Annotated in this window: 18 protein-coding genes and 1 tRNA gene; 6 read left to right on the forward strand and 13 right to left on the reverse strand. The window is 52.2% G+C overall.

Annotated features, from left to right (window positions below):
• Nucleotides 1-114: 114 nt before the first annotated feature.
• The 3 genes from QNN88_RS06680 to QNN88_RS06690 form a co-directional block, all read right to left on the reverse strand.
• Nucleotides 115-561, reverse strand: coding sequence for a YcgN family cysteine cluster protein (locus QNN88_RS06680; RefSeq protein WP_414239516.1), 447 nt, complete (start codon nucleotides 559-561; stop codon nucleotides 115-117).
• A 92-nt stretch (nucleotides 562-653) separates the two neighbouring features.
• Nucleotides 654-1,313, reverse strand: a complete 660-nt coding sequence (locus tag QNN88_RS06685) for a fumarylacetoacetate hydrolase family protein (protein ID WP_414239517.1) — start codon at nucleotides 1,311-1,313, stop codon at nucleotides 654-656.
• A 68-nt stretch (nucleotides 1,314-1,381) separates the two neighbouring features.
• Entirely contained in the window at nucleotides 1,382-1,675 is a 294-nt protein-coding gene (locus QNN88_RS06690) for a YcgL domain-containing protein (protein WP_043000439.1), read from the reverse strand.
• Nucleotides 1,676-1,801: 126 nt separating this feature from the next.
• Between QNN88_RS06690 and minC the strand changes: the two genes are divergently transcribed.
• Genes minC through minE form a run of 3 tightly spaced genes read left to right on the forward strand, consistent with a single transcriptional unit; the run spans nucleotide 1,802 to nucleotide 3,615 of the window.
• On the forward strand, nucleotides 1,802-2,509 hold the full coding sequence (gene minC / locus QNN88_RS06695; protein ID WP_414239518.1) for a septum site-determining protein MinC: 708 nt from the start codon (nucleotides 1,802-1,804) through the stop codon (nucleotides 2,507-2,509).
• Between the two features lie 23 nt (nucleotides 2,510-2,532).
• The gene (gene minD / locus QNN88_RS06700; RefSeq protein ID WP_043000437.1) at nucleotides 2,533-3,345 is read left to right on the forward strand and encodes a septum site-determining protein MinD; all 813 of its coding nucleotides are present in this window, start codon (nucleotides 2,533-2,535) and stop codon (nucleotides 3,343-3,345) included.
• A gap of 3 nt (nucleotides 3,346-3,348) precedes the next feature.
• A complete protein-coding gene (minE, locus tag QNN88_RS06705; RefSeq protein ID WP_001185666.1) occupies nucleotides 3,349-3,615 on the forward strand; it encodes a cell division topological specificity factor MinE in 267 nt (88 codons plus the stop codon).
• Nucleotides 3,616-3,718: 103 nt separating this feature from the next.
• On the opposite strand, the gene QNN88_RS06710 is transcribed toward minE, so the two are convergent.
• Nucleotides 3,719-4,519, reverse strand: coding sequence for an aminoglycoside adenylyltransferase family protein (locus tag QNN88_RS06710; protein ID WP_414239519.1), 801 nt, complete (start codon nucleotides 4,517-4,519; stop codon nucleotides 3,719-3,721).
• 86 nt (nucleotides 4,520-4,605) lie between these two features.
• Complete coding sequence (gene zinT / locus QNN88_RS06715) at nucleotides 4,606-5,256, reverse strand: metal-binding protein ZinT (RefSeq protein WP_414239520.1); 651 nt, start codon at nucleotides 5,254-5,256, stop codon at nucleotides 4,606-4,608.
• A gap of 164 nt (nucleotides 5,257-5,420) precedes the next feature.
• On the opposite strand from zinT, the gene uspF reads away from it, so the two are divergent.
• Nucleotides 5,421-5,849: a universal stress protein UspF gene (gene uspF / locus QNN88_RS06720; RefSeq protein ID WP_414239521.1), complete on the forward strand. Its 429-nt coding sequence runs from the start codon at nucleotides 5,421-5,423 to the stop codon at nucleotides 5,847-5,849.
• 29 nt (nucleotides 5,850-5,878) lie between these two features.
• Here uspF and QNN88_RS06725 read toward each other — a convergent pair whose 3' ends face one another.
• Complete coding sequence (locus tag QNN88_RS06725) at nucleotides 5,879-6,739, reverse strand: LysR substrate-binding domain-containing protein (protein WP_414239522.1); 861 nt, start codon at nucleotides 6,737-6,739, stop codon at nucleotides 5,879-5,881.
• A 191-nt stretch (nucleotides 6,740-6,930) separates the two neighbouring features.
• Between QNN88_RS06725 and blaSED the strand changes: the two genes are divergently transcribed.
• Nucleotides 6,931-7,815 (forward strand): SED family class A beta-lactamase, encoded by an 885-nt coding sequence (blaSED, locus tag QNN88_RS06730; protein ID WP_414239523.1) that lies wholly within the window; start codon nucleotides 6,931-6,933, stop codon nucleotides 7,813-7,815.
• Between the two features lie 39 nt (nucleotides 7,816-7,854).
• Here blaSED and QNN88_RS06735 read toward each other — a convergent pair.
• From QNN88_RS06735 to cedA, 5 genes are all read right to left on the reverse strand, one after another.
• A tRNA-OTHER gene (locus QNN88_RS06735) sits at nucleotides 7,855-7,929 on the reverse strand.
• Nucleotides 7,930-8,107: 178 nt separating this feature from the next.
• Entirely contained in the window at nucleotides 8,108-8,737 is a 630-nt protein-coding gene (locus QNN88_RS06740) for a transcriptional regulator (RefSeq protein ID WP_414239524.1), read from the reverse strand.
• A gap of 52 nt (nucleotides 8,738-8,789) precedes the next feature.
• Entirely contained in the window at nucleotides 8,790-9,770 is a 981-nt protein-coding gene (locus QNN88_RS06745; protein WP_414239525.1) for a threo-3-hydroxy-L-aspartate ammonia-lyase, read from the reverse strand.
• A 31-nt stretch (nucleotides 9,771-9,801) separates the two neighbouring features.
• Nucleotides 9,802-10,191, reverse strand: a complete 390-nt coding sequence (locus QNN88_RS06750; RefSeq protein WP_414239526.1) for a RidA family protein — start codon at nucleotides 10,189-10,191, stop codon at nucleotides 9,802-9,804.
• 314 nt (nucleotides 10,192-10,505) lie between these two features.
• Nucleotides 10,506-10,760, reverse strand: a complete 255-nt coding sequence (cedA, locus tag QNN88_RS06755; protein ID WP_414239527.1) for a cell division activator CedA — start codon at nucleotides 10,758-10,760, stop codon at nucleotides 10,506-10,508.
• A 199-nt stretch (nucleotides 10,761-10,959) separates the two neighbouring features.
• Between cedA and katE the strand changes: the two genes are divergently transcribed.
• A complete protein-coding gene (gene katE, locus QNN88_RS06760) occupies nucleotides 10,960-13,218 on the forward strand; it encodes a catalase HPII (RefSeq protein ID WP_414239528.1) in 2,259 nt (752 codons plus the stop codon).
• A 52-nt stretch (nucleotides 13,219-13,270) separates the two neighbouring features.
• On the opposite strand, the gene chbG is transcribed toward katE, so the two are convergent.
• Both chbG and QNN88_RS06770 read right to left on the reverse strand, forming a co-directional pair.
• Nucleotides 13,271-14,029, reverse strand: coding sequence for a chitin disaccharide deacetylase (chbG, locus tag QNN88_RS06765; protein ID WP_414239529.1), 759 nt, complete (start codon nucleotides 14,027-14,029; stop codon nucleotides 13,271-13,273).
• A gap of 12 nt (nucleotides 14,030-14,041) precedes the next feature.
• A complete protein-coding gene (locus tag QNN88_RS06770) occupies nucleotides 14,042-15,397 on the reverse strand; it encodes a 6-phospho-beta-glucosidase (RefSeq protein ID WP_414239530.1) in 1,356 nt (451 codons plus the stop codon).
• Between the last annotated feature and the right edge of the window lie 68 nt (nucleotides 15,398-15,465).

Genomic DNA, 15,465 nt, shown 5'->3' on the forward strand with positions numbered 1-15,465 from the left:
GTTTTAAATAAGGTGATCTCTGCTTGTCCAGTATAGTGATGAGGTTTGTCATCACCCTCACGCTCCCTGCCGGGAGCGTTTTTTTGCCGTAAGCCTGAAATCAGACCATGCAGTTCAGTCCGCCCATGACGGTTTGTTTAAAATATGGTCCTGCCAGTCATGCACTTCTGACTCTTTCACGGCAATATGACGTACCGAAATTCGCTCGCCGTGCATTGCCGCTTTCGACCCCGTCAGCAGCGGGTGCCATTTCGGCAGCCCTTTCTCTTCCGCCAGTAGCCGATAGGCGCAGGTCATTGGCAGCCATTCAAAGGTCGGCAGGTTATCACGCGTTAACTTGATGCAGTCAGGCTCGTACTCGAACCGACGTTCGTAATTGCGACACTGGCAGGTTTTGATGTTGAGCTGGCGGCAGGCGACGTTGGTGAAGTAAATTTCGTCGGTGTCTTCGTCCATCAGTTTATGCAGGCAGCACTGACCGCAGCCATCACATAACGACTCCCACTCGGCATCGGTCATTTCATCCAGGGTTTTACGTTGCCAGAAAGGTAAATCGCTCATCAGGGTATCCGCCATTGCTATAAAGCTGCACCTTATAACCAGTCTGGCACGCTGATGCAAGTTTTGCCGCCTAAAAAGGCGGCAAGCAGGCGTTACAGGACGCGGGTCGTCAGGGAGTGACCGTTAAAACTGACCATCAGCTCGTCGCCGCTGGCGAGCGGCCCGACACCTTCCGGCGTGCCGGTCAGCACGACATCGCCGGCTTTGAGCGTAAAGAATTTGCTCATGTAGGCGATTAAAGGGACGATCTTATGGATCATATCCGCCGTTGTACCCTGCTGGCGAACCTCGCCATTGACCGTCAGCCCCAGGGGGGTCGCCTGCGGATCGCCGTTAAATTCCGCAGTTGGAATAAACCCGGACAGCGGGCATGAGTTATCGAATCCTTTCGCTTTCTCCCACGGCTGCCCGGCCTTCTTCATTTTGCCCTGGATATCACGTAACGTCAGATCGAGCGCCACGCCATATCCGGCGATAGCCTTACGCACATGTTCTTCGGTCGCCTGACGCAGCGTTGCGCCGATGAGCACCGCCAGTTCGACTTCATGGTGCACCGAGCCCATATCCGTCGGAATGACCAGCGGCTGGCGCAAATCGCACAGGGCGGTTTCCGGCTTGATAAACAGCACCGGCTCATCCGGCGTGACGCTGCCCATTTCTTTTATGTGGTTGGCGTAATTGCTGCCCACGCACACCACTTTACTTACCGGGTAGTCAAGCAGCGCACCCTGCCAGTTATGATGTTGATACATTCATTTTCCCCTAATTTGTCATCGTCGACTTCAGGAATGGCACCGACAGGCATGACGCCGGGCACCGTTTATTTATCGGTTTCTGGATTGTTCTGTGAGGCGTTGAAACGATGTTGCTTCAATAAATCTTCGGGCGGCGGAGGCAGTTGTAAATAATATCCCTGCTCCGTTAAGGCTTGTTTAACTTTATCCAGCGAGGCGTTAACTAACTTTTTGCTGCCATCCAGCGGCAATATCATTGCCAGCTGCGGCTGACCAAATCCTTTCATCAGTTCTTCAGGCACACGTGAGAAATCGTCTTTTTTTTCGACATATAAATAGGTCTGGTCACGCTTAGCACTTCTGTAGATCACACAAAACATACTTTTTACTCTGAATTAAACGGATGGCGACTTGCCTCAATATAATAGTGACTATAACATGCCTTCTGGACTTCGGAATATCACTCCACACCGGGGATGATAAATAGCAAATTGAGTAAGGCCAGGATGTCAAACACGCCCATCGAACTTAAAGGCAGTAGCTTCACCTTATCAGTGGTTCATTTACATGAAGCAGAACCCGAGGTTATTCGTCAGGCGTTAGAAGACAAAATCGCTCAGGCTCCTGCTTTTTTAAAACATGCTCCTGTGGTCGTGAATGTCAGTAATCTTGACGCGCCGGTGAACTGGCCGCAGTTGCAGAAGATCGTGGCGTCGACGGGGTTGCGTATTATTGGCGTCAGCGGTTGCAAAGATGCCCGACTGAAAGCCGAAATCGACCAGATGGGCCTTCCTTTACTCACTGAAGGTAAAGAGAAAGTGGTCCGCTGTGCGCCGTCAGAACCCGTTGCTCCCGCCGCTGTAGCGCAAAACGCTACTCCCGTCACAAAAACGCGATTTATTGATATACCGGTTCGTTCCGGTCAACGCATTTATGCACCACAATGTGATCTGATTGTTACAAGTCACGTCAGTGCTGGCGCTGAGCTGATCGCCGATGGCAATATTCATGTCTATGGCATGATGAGAGGCCGCGCGCTGGCGGGCGCAAGTGGCGACCGTGATGCGCAAATTTTCTGTACCCATCTGACGGCAGAGCTGGTGTCTATTGCAGGTGTTTACTGGCTGAGTGATAAAATCCCAGCAGAATTTTATGGCAAAGCGGCACGTCTGCAGTTGGCAGATAACGCTTTGACAGTTCAACCGTTGAATTGATCCCTTTTTAACAAGGAATTTCTATGGCACGCATTATTGTAGTTACTTCGGGTAAAGGGGGCGTTGGCAAAACCACCTCCAGCGCGGCCATCGCTACTGGTTTGGCCCAGAAGGGAAAGAAAACTGTCGTTATTGATTTTGATATCGGCCTGCGTAACCTCGATCTGATCATGGGGTGTGAACGTCGGGTTGTTTATGATTTCGTCAACGTCATTCAGGGCGATGCGTCGCTCAATCAGGCGCTCATCAAGGACAAGCGTACTGAGAATCTCTTCATTCTTCCGGCCTCTCAGACGCGCGATAAAGACGCATTAACGCGCGAAGGCGTTGCAAAAGTTCTCGACGATCTGAAAGCAATGGATTTCGAATTTATCGTTTGCGACTCCCCTGCGGGGATTGAAACCGGCGCGCTGATGGCGCTCTATTTCGCCGACGAAGCGATTATCACCACCAACCCGGAAGTCTCCTCGGTACGCGACTCTGACCGTATCCTGGGGATTCTGGCGTCTAAATCTCGCCGTGCCGAAAACGGTGAAGATCCGATTAAAGAACATCTGCTGTTGACGCGCTACAACCCAGGCCGTGTTAACCGTGGCGACATGCTCAGTATGGAAGATGTGCTGGAGATCCTGCGCATTAAACTCGTCGGAGTTATCCCGGAAGATCAGTCTGTTCTGCGCGCCTCTAACCAGGGCGAACCGGTCATTCTGGACATCAATGCAGACGCAGGTAAAGCGTATGCCGATACGGTAGACCGTCTGTTGGGAGAAGAACGTCCTTTCCGCTTCATTGACGAAGAGAAGAAAGGTTTCCTCAAACGCCTGTTCGGAGGATAAGTTATGGCATTACTGGATTTTTTTCTCTCGCGGAAAAAGAGTACAGCGAACATCGCGAAAGAGCGATTACAGATTATTGTCGCCGAGCGTCGTCGTAGTGACGCCGAGCCACATTATTTACCGCAGTTACGTAAAGATATTCTTGAAGTCATTTGTAAGTACGTACAAATTGATCCGGAAATGGTCACCGTTCAGCTTGAACAAAAAGACGGTGATATTTCCATTCTTGAACTTAACGTTACCTTGCCGGAAGCTGAAGAGTCGAAATAAACGCTTTAGTGAGATAATTCCTGGAAAAAAAGGCAGAGCGATCTGCCTTTATTATTATCAGCCATTTTCCTGTTGCGGGAATCACGATGTCTGAAACAGGTTGTCACTTATCCACGAGCGATAACTGTTCGGCTATTTTCGCTTTTGCATAGCAGACAAAGCGCGAGACGGCGGGCATAATCTTTGCCCAGTCAACGCTTACCTGCCCCAGATAGTCGAGCCGTGCGGTCGCAAGTAGAGAAGCGTGTTCATCCGGGAGATAAGGCATTAACCAGTCAGCAGCGCGGTCTTTCGCGGTAAAACCGCCTGTCGCCACGCTGTACCAGATGCGCGCCAGGGTCAACATGATATTGCGCTCGTCGCCCTGCAAATCCCAGCTGTCCTGCCAGAGCATCAGCGTCTGACGGAACGTCTCCCGAATGTCGCTTTGCGGCACCGGCTCAAAAAGCGAATCCGCGCGCTCGCCGGTCAGGGCTATGCTGGCATGACGTGCCTGGGTCAATAAAATCGCCAGATCGCTATCCTGCTGTACCGGTTCATACTTCCCCGCCTGAATATCCTCGCGTAACCACTCGCCAAACTGCATTTCTCGTCGGGGAGGAAAACGCCAGGGTACCACATCAGCATGCACCACAACCGTCACCTCAAGCGCCCGCCAGAGCGTCGACGTGCCAGGCCAGGCTGACACCGACAGGAGTTCCTGCATCAGCGCTTCTCGCTTTGCCGTCGTCAGCGGCACACGCGTGGTGACCAGCAAATCAATATCGCTGTGCGGTTTTAACCCACCCTCAACGGCAGAACCGTACAAATGAATGGCCAACAGATCCTCTTCAAGGATCCGTTCAATGATGGCTTTCACCTTTTCCAGTTGTTCCCTAAGGGTATCCGCAATCCTCAATGTCATTGCCTCACCGTCAACATACCATTTCTGCCTGGAGTCACCTTAGCGCGACAGGAAGCCCGCCGACAAGCAGCGAGCTGAGCCTGAATTTAGTGGTGCAGCATTTCGTCCACCACGGCCTGCGCCTTGAGCTGATAAGGATAGTAGGTTGGCCAGTTGTCCATTTCTTCCAGTAGTGCCTGTTGTGAGGTATTGCCCATAAAAATATGGAAGTGGGCCGACGCCCGCGGCGCAATGATATGATCGCTGAACTGCACAAACTTCGGTGCTTTACTGTTTGCGTCTTTGCATTCAAACAGATAACGCACTCCTTTTTTCCCTGAGGTGTAGGTCAGGATCTTGTACCCGGCGTAGTCATACTGGCAGGAGGCCACCTGCTTACCGGTATGAAACTCCATCACGCCATTTTCGATGCCAATGGTATCAACGTCCGTCGCATAGCCTTTCCGGTAATAGGCTTTCACCTCCTCTGCCGTTTTGCCCTTACCCTTTTCTGCCTTCTGTTTAAAAACCGGATCCAGCTCACCGCTAACCAGATACGGATATACGGATTGCCACATACCATCCCAGTCGGTAAGCGCCCTGTCCTTAACATTGCTATCTGCAAATTCGCCTTCCGCCGCTTTCTGTTCCATCTCCGTCAACGGCACGCCATGCGCGTGATCGCCGTGGGCGAAGGCATAACTGCTAAACCACAACATTCCCAGAGAAACAGATAATTTTTTCCAATGAATTGCCAACGTCGTACCCTCAATCAGATGAATAAGATGAAATGTTATATTATAACAATGCAATTTATTCAACACCGTTGACGTAAATGAAGGAAACTTGATCTGGTCACTTTTTATGCAAAAAAGAGATTCGATATACTGAAACCGGAGACAAAAAACAGGAGGTAATGACTATGTATCGTTCTGTTCTGGTACCCATTGATATCTCAGAAGCCGATCTCACCCGGCAACTTATTCCTCAGGTTAAAACCCACGCTAAAACGGCGAAAGTCCATTTCCTGGCGGTCATTCCCTCAGTCCCCTTTTATGCCTCCCTGGGGCTCGCTTACTCTGGCGAACTCCCGGATAAAAATGGGCTGCAGACGAAAGCATCGCAAAAACTCAACGAGATTGTGAAACAATTCGATATCCCTGAAGGTCGGATACAGCAGCATGTGGTATACGGCCCCCCTAAAGATCAGATCCTGAAACTGGCGGATTCCGTCAGTGCTGACCTGGTGATCATCGCATCACACCGGCCCGGGATCTCTACATACCTGCTGGGTTCTACCGCCGCAGCCGTCGTGCGCCACGCGCACTGTCCGGTTCTGGTCGTTCGCTGAGCCGCAAACGGGAGCCTGCTGGCTCCCGTTCATGTCATTTTCACGATCCAGTCGCGGAAAATATCCATCGCGGGTGTCATCGGTTTTGACTTCAGGTGGGTGAGCCAGTAACTGCCCATATTGATCTCAATCGCGAAGGGGCGAACGAGTAGTCCGGCCGTTAGTTCTCTGGCAAACATCATTGCCGGAACCAGTGCCGCGCCGCCGGTATGAATGACCGTTTCAATCATCAGGCGTGAGGAATCAAAAACGGCGCCATTGATCCGCTCTGCCGACACGCCAGCAGCCGCAAACCAGCTATCCCACTCATCTGCCCGATATGAACGCAGAAGATTCTCTTGCAGGAGATCGGCTGGATGATTAAGCCGTTGCGCGGTCTCTGGCGTACACAGGACGGTCAGCGGGGCATCACACAATATTTCGTTATGGGTTGCAGGCCACTGGCCGCTGCCAAAGCGAATGGCGAAATCCAGCCCCTCTGCCGCCAGATTCACAACATTGTTATTTGTGCGCAAGCGTAACTCAACGAACGGATGCGCCTGGCGGAATTGCTCAATACGCGGCAGTAACCAGCCAACGGCAAAAGTACCGACCGCAGCGACCGTAAGCACTTCACGATACTCTCCGCCCTCAAACTGACGGAAAATAGTATCGATTTGGCTAAAAGCGTCGGTCAGGACGGCAAACAGCGCCTGCGCCTCATCCGTCATCTCCAGCCCTCTGGGGAGACGTTTAAACAGCACTCTGTTCAGGCGATCTTCCAGAATACGCACCTGCTGGCTGACGGCGGCCTGCGTGACACAAAGTTCCAGTGCCGCACGAGTGAAACTCAAATGGCGAGCCGAAGCCTCAAAGGCCCGTAGGGCATTAAGCGGAAGATTAGAGCGCATAATAAAGACTCATAAGATTTTCTTTAACCCAGGGTAAATTCTTCTCGCTTGTTAAGCAAGCGCCGTGAGCGGATAGTTCTGGCATTGCAGACATATCATGCGCCTTTAACTCTCTTTCTTTTTTGTCCGTCTGAGTGGGAAAAATAAAGTGCATGTGTTTATTAATTTACTGATTATTAAGGTAGTGACTTATGCTAAAAAAACGACTCCATCAGATTGTACTACTTCCCATCCTGCTCGCTTGCTTTACCGTTAGTTCACCGCTTTTGGCTCGTGATAAGGGAGACTTCACCCCCGTTCAACAAAAGCTGGCTGCATTAGAAAAACAATCAGGTGGTCGACTGGGCGTTGCGCTGATTAATACCGCCGATCGTTCGCAAATCCTTTATCGTGGTAACGAACGCTTTCCTATGTGCAGTACCAGTAAAACGATGGTCGCCGCTGCGGTATTGAAACAAAGTGAAACCCGGCATGATATTTTGCAGCAGAAAATGACCATCAAAAATTCCGATCTGACGAACTGGAATCCGGTGACGGAAAAATACGTCAATAAAGAGATGACCCTGGCGGAATTAAGCGCAGCCGCACTGCAATACAGCGATAATACGGCAATGAATAAATTGCTTGAGCATCTGGGTGGAACCGGCAACGTTACGGCCTTTGCCCGCTCAATTGGCGACACCACCTTTCGTCTGGATCGAACAGAACCTGAACTCAACACCGCTCTCCCTGGTGATGAGCGAGATACCACATCACCGCTGGCGATGGCGCAAAGCCTGCGCAAGCTGACGCTGGGCGATGCGCTGGCAGATGCACAGCGCGCGCAGCTGGTTGCGTGGTTGAAAGGCAACACGACCGGTGGGCAAAGTATTCGTGCCGGACTGCCTGAAAACTGGGTGGTTGGCGATAAAACCGGAGGCGGCGACTATGGCACAACCAATGATATCGCGGTGATCTGGCCCGAAGGTCGTGCGCCGCTGATCCTCGTCACCTACTTTACACAGCCGCAGCAGGATGCCAAAGGGCGTAAAGATGTTCTGGCCGCCGCCGCGAAGATTGTGACGCAAGCAGAATAAGATGCAAAAAGCCCGGACAAACGTCCGGGCCTTCAAATTTGGGCCGCCATCGAGGCCTCGAACCCCGTTCCCTACAACAAAAGTCGTTCGCTCTTCCAGATGAGCTAATGGCGGTCTGTCGGTTTTTATTTCTGATTGAGAATCTACTCATTATCAGAAGCGGGCGAGATAATACATAACTCAAATTACCCCTGCAATAGGTGTGGATGACTTTCCCTTATTACGACCGTTCGTTTGCTCATTATTCATGCAGGACAATAAATAGGAGATGATATATTGCACACCAGCGTATTCACCCGGACTGTCGCGCATAAAGATAGGCTGTCGCCCGAGAGACGCCTAAATATTGCGCCACCGTATCCATAGATTTACGGACATTGAGCAGCCCTTCTTTGCGTAACTGTTGGATCAGAATCTTTCTGTCTTCCATTTTAAGTGCGCGCGCTGTGGTGGCGCGCTTTGCGGCAAAATCATCGATTCGCTGGCGAATAACTTCCGTACTCCCGGGGTCAAGATGTTCACGCACCGGTGAGCTCGCTGTTTCGGTAAAACGCGCCAGCGCGCTCTGCATCCCCCGGAAAAGCGTCATATCGACATTAAGGCATAACGCTGCAACGTATTTGCCCTTTTCATTTTTAATCCCAATGGACGTACTTTTTACCGGACGTCCATCGGCAAACTGATTGCCGTAGTTCGCAATAATTTCAGGGAAATCAGAAGACGCAATCCTTGCCAGCCCGAGTTCCGTGGCCGGTTGCCCAACCTCACGTCCGGATAAATTATTATGTATCGACATAATCGCGTGCTCAGGATCCTGGAGGTCATGCACAACGACTTCGCAAAAGGGAGAAAACGTTTCGCTTAATCCCTTCGCGATCGTGTCAAGTTGGCTGAGAAGCGAATTCTCGTCGTTTTTTGGCATGCCGGTCTCCCACAGTGATGCCCGTTGTCATTATTGCTCTCCGTTTACAGCCTCACGAGACGGCTTTCCTGGCCAGGAATTCAGCGTAGCGCGCGATATCCACATTGCCGCCGCTGATGATAATGCCGACTTTCTTCCCACGGAGTTCTGTTTTTCTCGCCCTTGCCGCGGCAAAACCAAGACAGCCGGTGGGTTCCACGACAATTTTCATACGCTCGGCCATAAACGTCATCGCGGCAATTAATTCATCGTCTGAAACGGTCAGAATGTCATTCACGTATTTTTGAATCAGAGGGAATGTATAGTGCCCCAGATGTTGCGTCTGTGCACCATCAGCGATGGTTTTTGGCGTATCGATGTGAACGATTTTGCCACTTCTGAAAGACTGCTGTCCGTCATTACCGGCTTCAGGTTCCACGCCATAAACAATGCAATCTGGCGAGAGTTGCCGGGCGGCCAGCGCTGAACCAGAAAGCAACCCACCGCCACCCAGGCAGACAAAAAGAACATCCAGTGAGCCAACCTCTTCAATTAACTCCTTGGTTGCAGTGCCCTGACCGGCGATAACATGGGGATGATCGTAAGGAGGGATGAGCGTCAAGCCTTGTTTTTCAGCCAGTTCGCGGCCAATCTGTTCACGATCTTCCGTATAGCGATCGTACATCACAACGTTGCCGCCATATCCTTTGGTCGCCGCCACTTTCGCAGCTGGCGCATCATGGGGCATGATGATGGTCGCCGGAATACCCAACAATTTTGCTGACAGCGCTATCGCCTGGGCATGATTTCCGGAAGAAAATGTCACCACACCAGCAGCCCGCTGTTCCGGCGTAAACTGGCGTAACGCATTCATCGCCCCGCGAAACTTAAAGGCCCCCATACGCTGGAAGTTTTCACATTTAAAGAAAACCTCGGCGCCAAACGCCTCATTGACGGTCCGGGAGGTCATCACCGGCGTCTTGTTTGCATATCCTTCAATGCGTTCGGCGGCAGCGGCAATATCAGCATATTCCGGGCGTGTCGTCTCAGTCATATTTTCACCTGTATAACGTTAAGCGTCGGGCTTATTGCGCCAGCGCGATAGCTTCCACTTCTAAGGCAGAGCCGTAATGCAGCTCTGCAACCCCTGCAACGACACGAGATGGACGGAAATCACCAATCCATTCGGCGTAGATTTCATTAAACGTCGGCCAGAGACTGATATCTGTCACATAGACACGGACAGAAACCAGATGCTGACGGGATACGCCAGCGCCTTCCAGGCAGGCATCAATATTTGCCAGAACGAGTCTGGTCTGTTCGTCAAAAGAGGCCTCCGCCTTTTTCTCACCGAGCCGGGTAACGGGCAGTTGTCCTGAGATAAAAACAAATCCCCCTGCTGTCACGCTCGCCGAGTAGTGACCAGCGGGGGGAAGTCCACAGGACGTTGAGTTTACTGTGATATCCGGGTGCATATGCGGCTCTCCTGCGCGTCATGTTTAATACACTATGTATTATTTTATACACTTTGTATAGATTATTTTATGTACCACACTGCTTGCGCGGCATAGTGCGCTTTTGTTTCCAACGTCCGGCCTTTCTGGCCCCCGATTAGGTAACAGAGATAATGGTGAAGTGGAGAGCCTCTGAGCCCTGAGAGCGCTCTGTTCTGGAAGTTTGAGCACCAGGAGGAGGATTAACGGGAAGCATGGACAGACCTCGCCGTGGGGGGGAGAAGTTGTCTCCCAGGGCGAGGCTATTCCATCAGGGCGGTTTTTTTATGTCGGAATTAATCTGCTATTTCGTTTTCCTGACGAATCTGATTTGCCCAACGCTGGGCCGATTCCGCCTCGCTGAACACTGGCGAACGCCTGAACGACTCCCCCATTAAGACAAACGCGACATATTTCCCGCGCAAGATCCACACGTCACGAAACGCGTCCATTTTTATCGCATGTTCGGGCGGTGCAGGTTCAACACGCGGAACATAGCTAATAACCGGGCGATTTTGTTGGCGAAGAGGTTTCATCATTAATAGCTTCACTAAGACAAATTCAAAAATCAGAAAAGAACTATCTTAGCCGATTTTACCCCCGCCCGTCCTGCTCTGGCCGTGCGCTTTGCGCTGTCTGCCGACATCGTCATCCGCATTCTGCCCGGCGGGATCACGCGTGTGGACTATAGTTAGAGGGTTTTGACAAAAGCAACGACCCTTTCAGCAATGAAAAAAGGAGACGAGTTCAATGTCGCATAGCGAGAAAAATCCCCATCCGCATCAATCACCGGTACACGATCAGCGTGAAGCAAAACCTGGTCTGGACTCTCTGGCGCCTGACGATGGGTCACACCGCCCTACACCTGAACCGACGCCTCCAGGCGCGCAACCCACAGCGCCCGGCAGTCTGAAAGCCCCGGAGACCGGGAATAAAAAGCTGAGCGATCTGGAAACGGTACGCAAGGGCAGCGAAAATTTTGCGCTCACCACTAATCAGGGCGTACGCATTGCTGACGATCAGAATTCATTGCGTGCGGGCAGCCGTGGTCCGACGCTGCTTGAAGACTTCATCCTGCGTGAAAAAATCACCCATTTTGACCATGAGCGCATTCCTGAGAGGATCGTCCATGCGCGCGGCTCTGCAGCCCACGGCTATTTCCAGCCCTATAAAAATCTGAGCGATATCACCAAAGCCGATTTTCTCTGTGATCCGGATAAAATTACGCCGGTTTTCGTACGCTTCTCTACCGTTCAGGGCGGCGCGGGTTCGGCGGATACAGTGCGTGACATCCGTGGTTTTGCCACCAAGTTTTACACCGAGGAAGGGATTTTTGATCTGGTTGGCAATAACACCCCGATCTTTTTTATTCAGGATGCGCACAAGTTTCCTGATTTCGTCCACGCCGTAAAACCGGAGCCGCACTGGGCCATCCCTCAGGGACAAAGCGCGCATGATACCTTCTGGGATTACGTCTCGCTACAACCAGAAACCCTGCACAACGTCATGTGGGCGATGTCCGATCGTGGTATCCCACGCAGTTATCGCACAATGGAAGGTTTCGGTATCCATACGTTCCGCCTGATTAACGCTGAAGGCAAAGCCACCTTCGTTCGTTTTCACTGGAAACCGCTGGCGGGCAAAGCGTCGCTGGTGTGGGATGAAGCCCAAAAGTTGACCGGTCGTGACCCGGACTTCCATCGCAGGGAGTTGTGGGAGGCGATTGAAGCCGGTGACTTCCCGGAATATGAGCTGGGTTTACAGCTTATCCCGGAGGAAGATGAATTTAAGTTCGACTTCGACCTGCTGGATCCCACCAAGCTCATCCCGGAAGCGCTGGTTCCGGTACAACGTGTCGGCAAAATGGTGCTAAACCGTAACCCTGACAACTTCTTCGCCGAGAACGAACAGGCTGCCTTCCACCCGGGTCATATCGTCCCCGGTATTGATTTCACTAACGATCCGCTGCTGCAGGGGCGTCTGTTCTCGTATACCGATACGCAGATTAGCCGTCTTGGTGGGCCTAACTTCCACGAAATCCCAATCAATCGCCCGACGTGCCCGTATCACAATTTCCAGCGCGACGGCATGCACCGCCAGGATATTGATACCAACCCAGCGAATTACGAACCCAACTCGATTAACGACAACTGGCCGCGCGAAACGCCGCCGGGGCCGAAGCGCGGTGGCTTTGAGTCTTATCAGGAGCGCGTGGATGGTAATAAAGTCCGCGAGCGCAGCCCTTCGTTCGGCGAATATTATGCTCACCCTCGCCTGTTCTGGCTTAGCCAGACGCCCGTTGAGCAGTTGCATATTATTGATGCCTTCAGCTTTGAGCTGAGTAAAGTGGTCCGTGCTTACATTCGCGAACGGGTGGTCGATCAGCTGGCGCATATCGACATTAAGCTCGCACAGGCGGTCGGGAAAAATCTCGGCATCACGTTAACCGATGAACAGACACAAATTGCGCCGCCGCAAGAGGTCAACGGACTGAACAAAGATCCTTCGCTTAGCCTCTATGCCGTGCCGGACGGCGATATCAAAGGTCGCGTGGTCGGGATTTTGCTTAACGACAAGGTGAAATCCGCCGATCTGCTTTCTATACTCCAGGCGCTTAAGGCAAAGGGTGTCCATGCGAAATTGCTCTATTCGCGAATGGGCGAGGTGGTTGCCGATGATGGTTCGACGCTCACCATTGCCGCCACCTTTGCCGGAGCGCCTTCGCTTACGGTGGATGCGGTAATTGTGCCGTGTGGCGATATCGCCGATATCGAAGACAGCGGTGACGCTCGTTACTACCTGCTGGAGGCGTATAAGCACCTCAAACCCATTGCCCTCGCGGGTGATGCCCGACGCTTTAAAGCGGTACTGAACGTAGAGAGTCAGGGGGAAGAAGGCGTGGTTGAAGCGGACAGCGCGGACAACCATTTTATGGATGAATTGTTCACGCTAATGGCTGCCCATCGCGTCTGGTCACGCACACCGAAAATCCCGAACGTACCAGCCTGAGGCGGGTCCTGGTAAAAAAATGCGGCGCACCCGTGCGCCGCAAACTCAGGAGTCAGACATCAAGAAAACTGCCCAGACGGTAACCACGTTCAGCGATCGCATATTTAAGCGATGCCGACGTCAGCACGTCCAGTTCAGTCAAACGGGGGTAACAATAGGCGCTCTGACGGATAACATTGTCGATAAACGCCGGGTGACACATGACTTCCAGTGAGGACTCTCCACGCTTTACGGATTCGTCGAGAACATGCAAAAACAACGCTTCCGTAATTTCTTCTCCGTAAAACTCACTGCTGAACCCTTGCGAGCTGCGCAGCGTCTGCGGAAGTTTCTCAGCCTGCAATGCCGGCTGACGGTCAATACGCAACGCAATATTGCGCTCGGCGGCGAAACGGGCAACGAGAGGGAAGATCTGCGGGAACATATGCACATGGTGATGGCTATCCAGATGCGTCGGCTCCCGCCCGAACAGGTCGATGAAACGCTGGTACTGACAGGCAAGTTCACGGGCGATTTCGTCCAGCGGCAGCGTATCGTCTTCTGCCATCTGCCAGATCCATTTTCCCAGACGTCCTTCGCGGGTTAACCCCGGCATCGCGGTCAGCGGTTTACCTAACGTCAGAACAAAATGCATACCCACCGCAAGCGTTGGCAGATCGCGGCTTAAGGTAACCGCATGCTCAATGGCTTCACCGTTTACCAGCGCCGTGGTCGAGGTTACCACGCCGTGGCGGCAGGCCTCGACGATGCCGTAGTTTTGCCCTTTGCTCAGGCCAAAATCGTCCGCATTTACTATCAATAAGCGTTCCATAGCCAGCCTCTTTTAGTGTTGTGCGCCTTTCAGCTTCGCAATGCACTGGGCAAAGTTCGGCAGCCACTTCTCGTGCGCCAGAATCAGCTCACGCGCCAGACTTTCAGCATCGCGGTCCGAATGCACCAGCGGGCTCAGGTTCAGTGCCAACAGCACGTCGTTAAACTCGCCGCTCAGCGCCGCGTTGCTGGCCGCCACTTCAAAGCCTTTGATGGTATAGATTAAACCCAACACTTTCTCGTCAAAATGAGTGATACGCGGCGTCGGCGTTGCCCCGTCGCGGCCCAGCGTACAGGTCATTTCCACCGCCCAGTCAGCCGGAATATTATCGACGTGGCCGTGATGCGGAATGTTGACGTAATGCTCGGTCTGCTTGTCATTGAAAATCGCATTAATGACTTCACAGGCGGCGTCAGAGTAGTACGCCCCTCCGCGCTGTTCCAGCTCCTTCGGCTTAACGTTGAGTTCCGGGTTTTTATACAGATCGAACAGTTGTTTCTCAACCTGTTGCACGACCTGCGCCCGTGCGCCGCCCTTGTAGTATTCACCCATCTCAATCGCCAGCATCTCTTTTTGCTTGAAGTAATACAGCAGATACGAGCATGGCAACAGATTCAGTGAACGAATCAACCCTTCGCTGAACGGCAGATCGAAAATGTTTTTCACCGTAGACGCCTTGAGCTGACCCGAAGCCACGCCGTCCAGCAGTTCAGCAAAGCGTGACTGGCCATTGACGATCACATCTTTGATGAACACCATGTGGTTGAGGCCAAACAGGTCGATCGATAAATCGTCACTCTCTTTCAGCGCCAGCACATCGTGGATAAACATTTTCATGCCCACCGGGATGTTGCATACGCCAATAAAGCGTTTGAAGTTCGTATGACGATAGACCGCCTCCGTCACCATGCCCGCGGGGTTGGTAAAGTTGATCACCCAGGCATTCGGGCACAGTTCTTCCACATCTTTAATGATGTCAAAAATTACCGGAATGGTGCGCAGCCCTTTGAACAGACCACCGGCACCATTGGTTTCCTGGCCCAGATAGCCGTGGCTCAGCGGAATACGCTCATCCAGCTCGCGAGCTTTCAACTGGCCAACACGCAGTTGTGTGGTCACGAAATCGGCATCTTTCAATGCTTCGCGGCGGTCCAGGGTTTTAAACACCTTCATCGGCACGCCCGCTTTTTCGATCATGCGCTGGCAAAGTTGATAAATAATATCCAGTTTCTCTTCACCGCCTTCAACGTCAACCAGCCACAATTCGGAAACCGGCAATTCGTGATAGCGCTTAATAAAACCTTCCAGCAATTCCGGGGTGTAGCTGCTCCCGCCACCAATAGTGACGACTTTTAATTTCTGGCTCATCGTTTCTCCCTTCAGTGCTTAACACTGGCGTGAATGATGCTCTGCCCTTCTGTCAGGTATGACGCGGG

It is taken from the genome of Citrobacter sp. ANG330 (assembly GCF_047467925.1).
Classification (GTDB): Bacteria; Pseudomonadota; Gammaproteobacteria; order Enterobacterales; family Enterobacteriaceae; genus Citrobacter_A; species Citrobacter_A amalonaticus_G.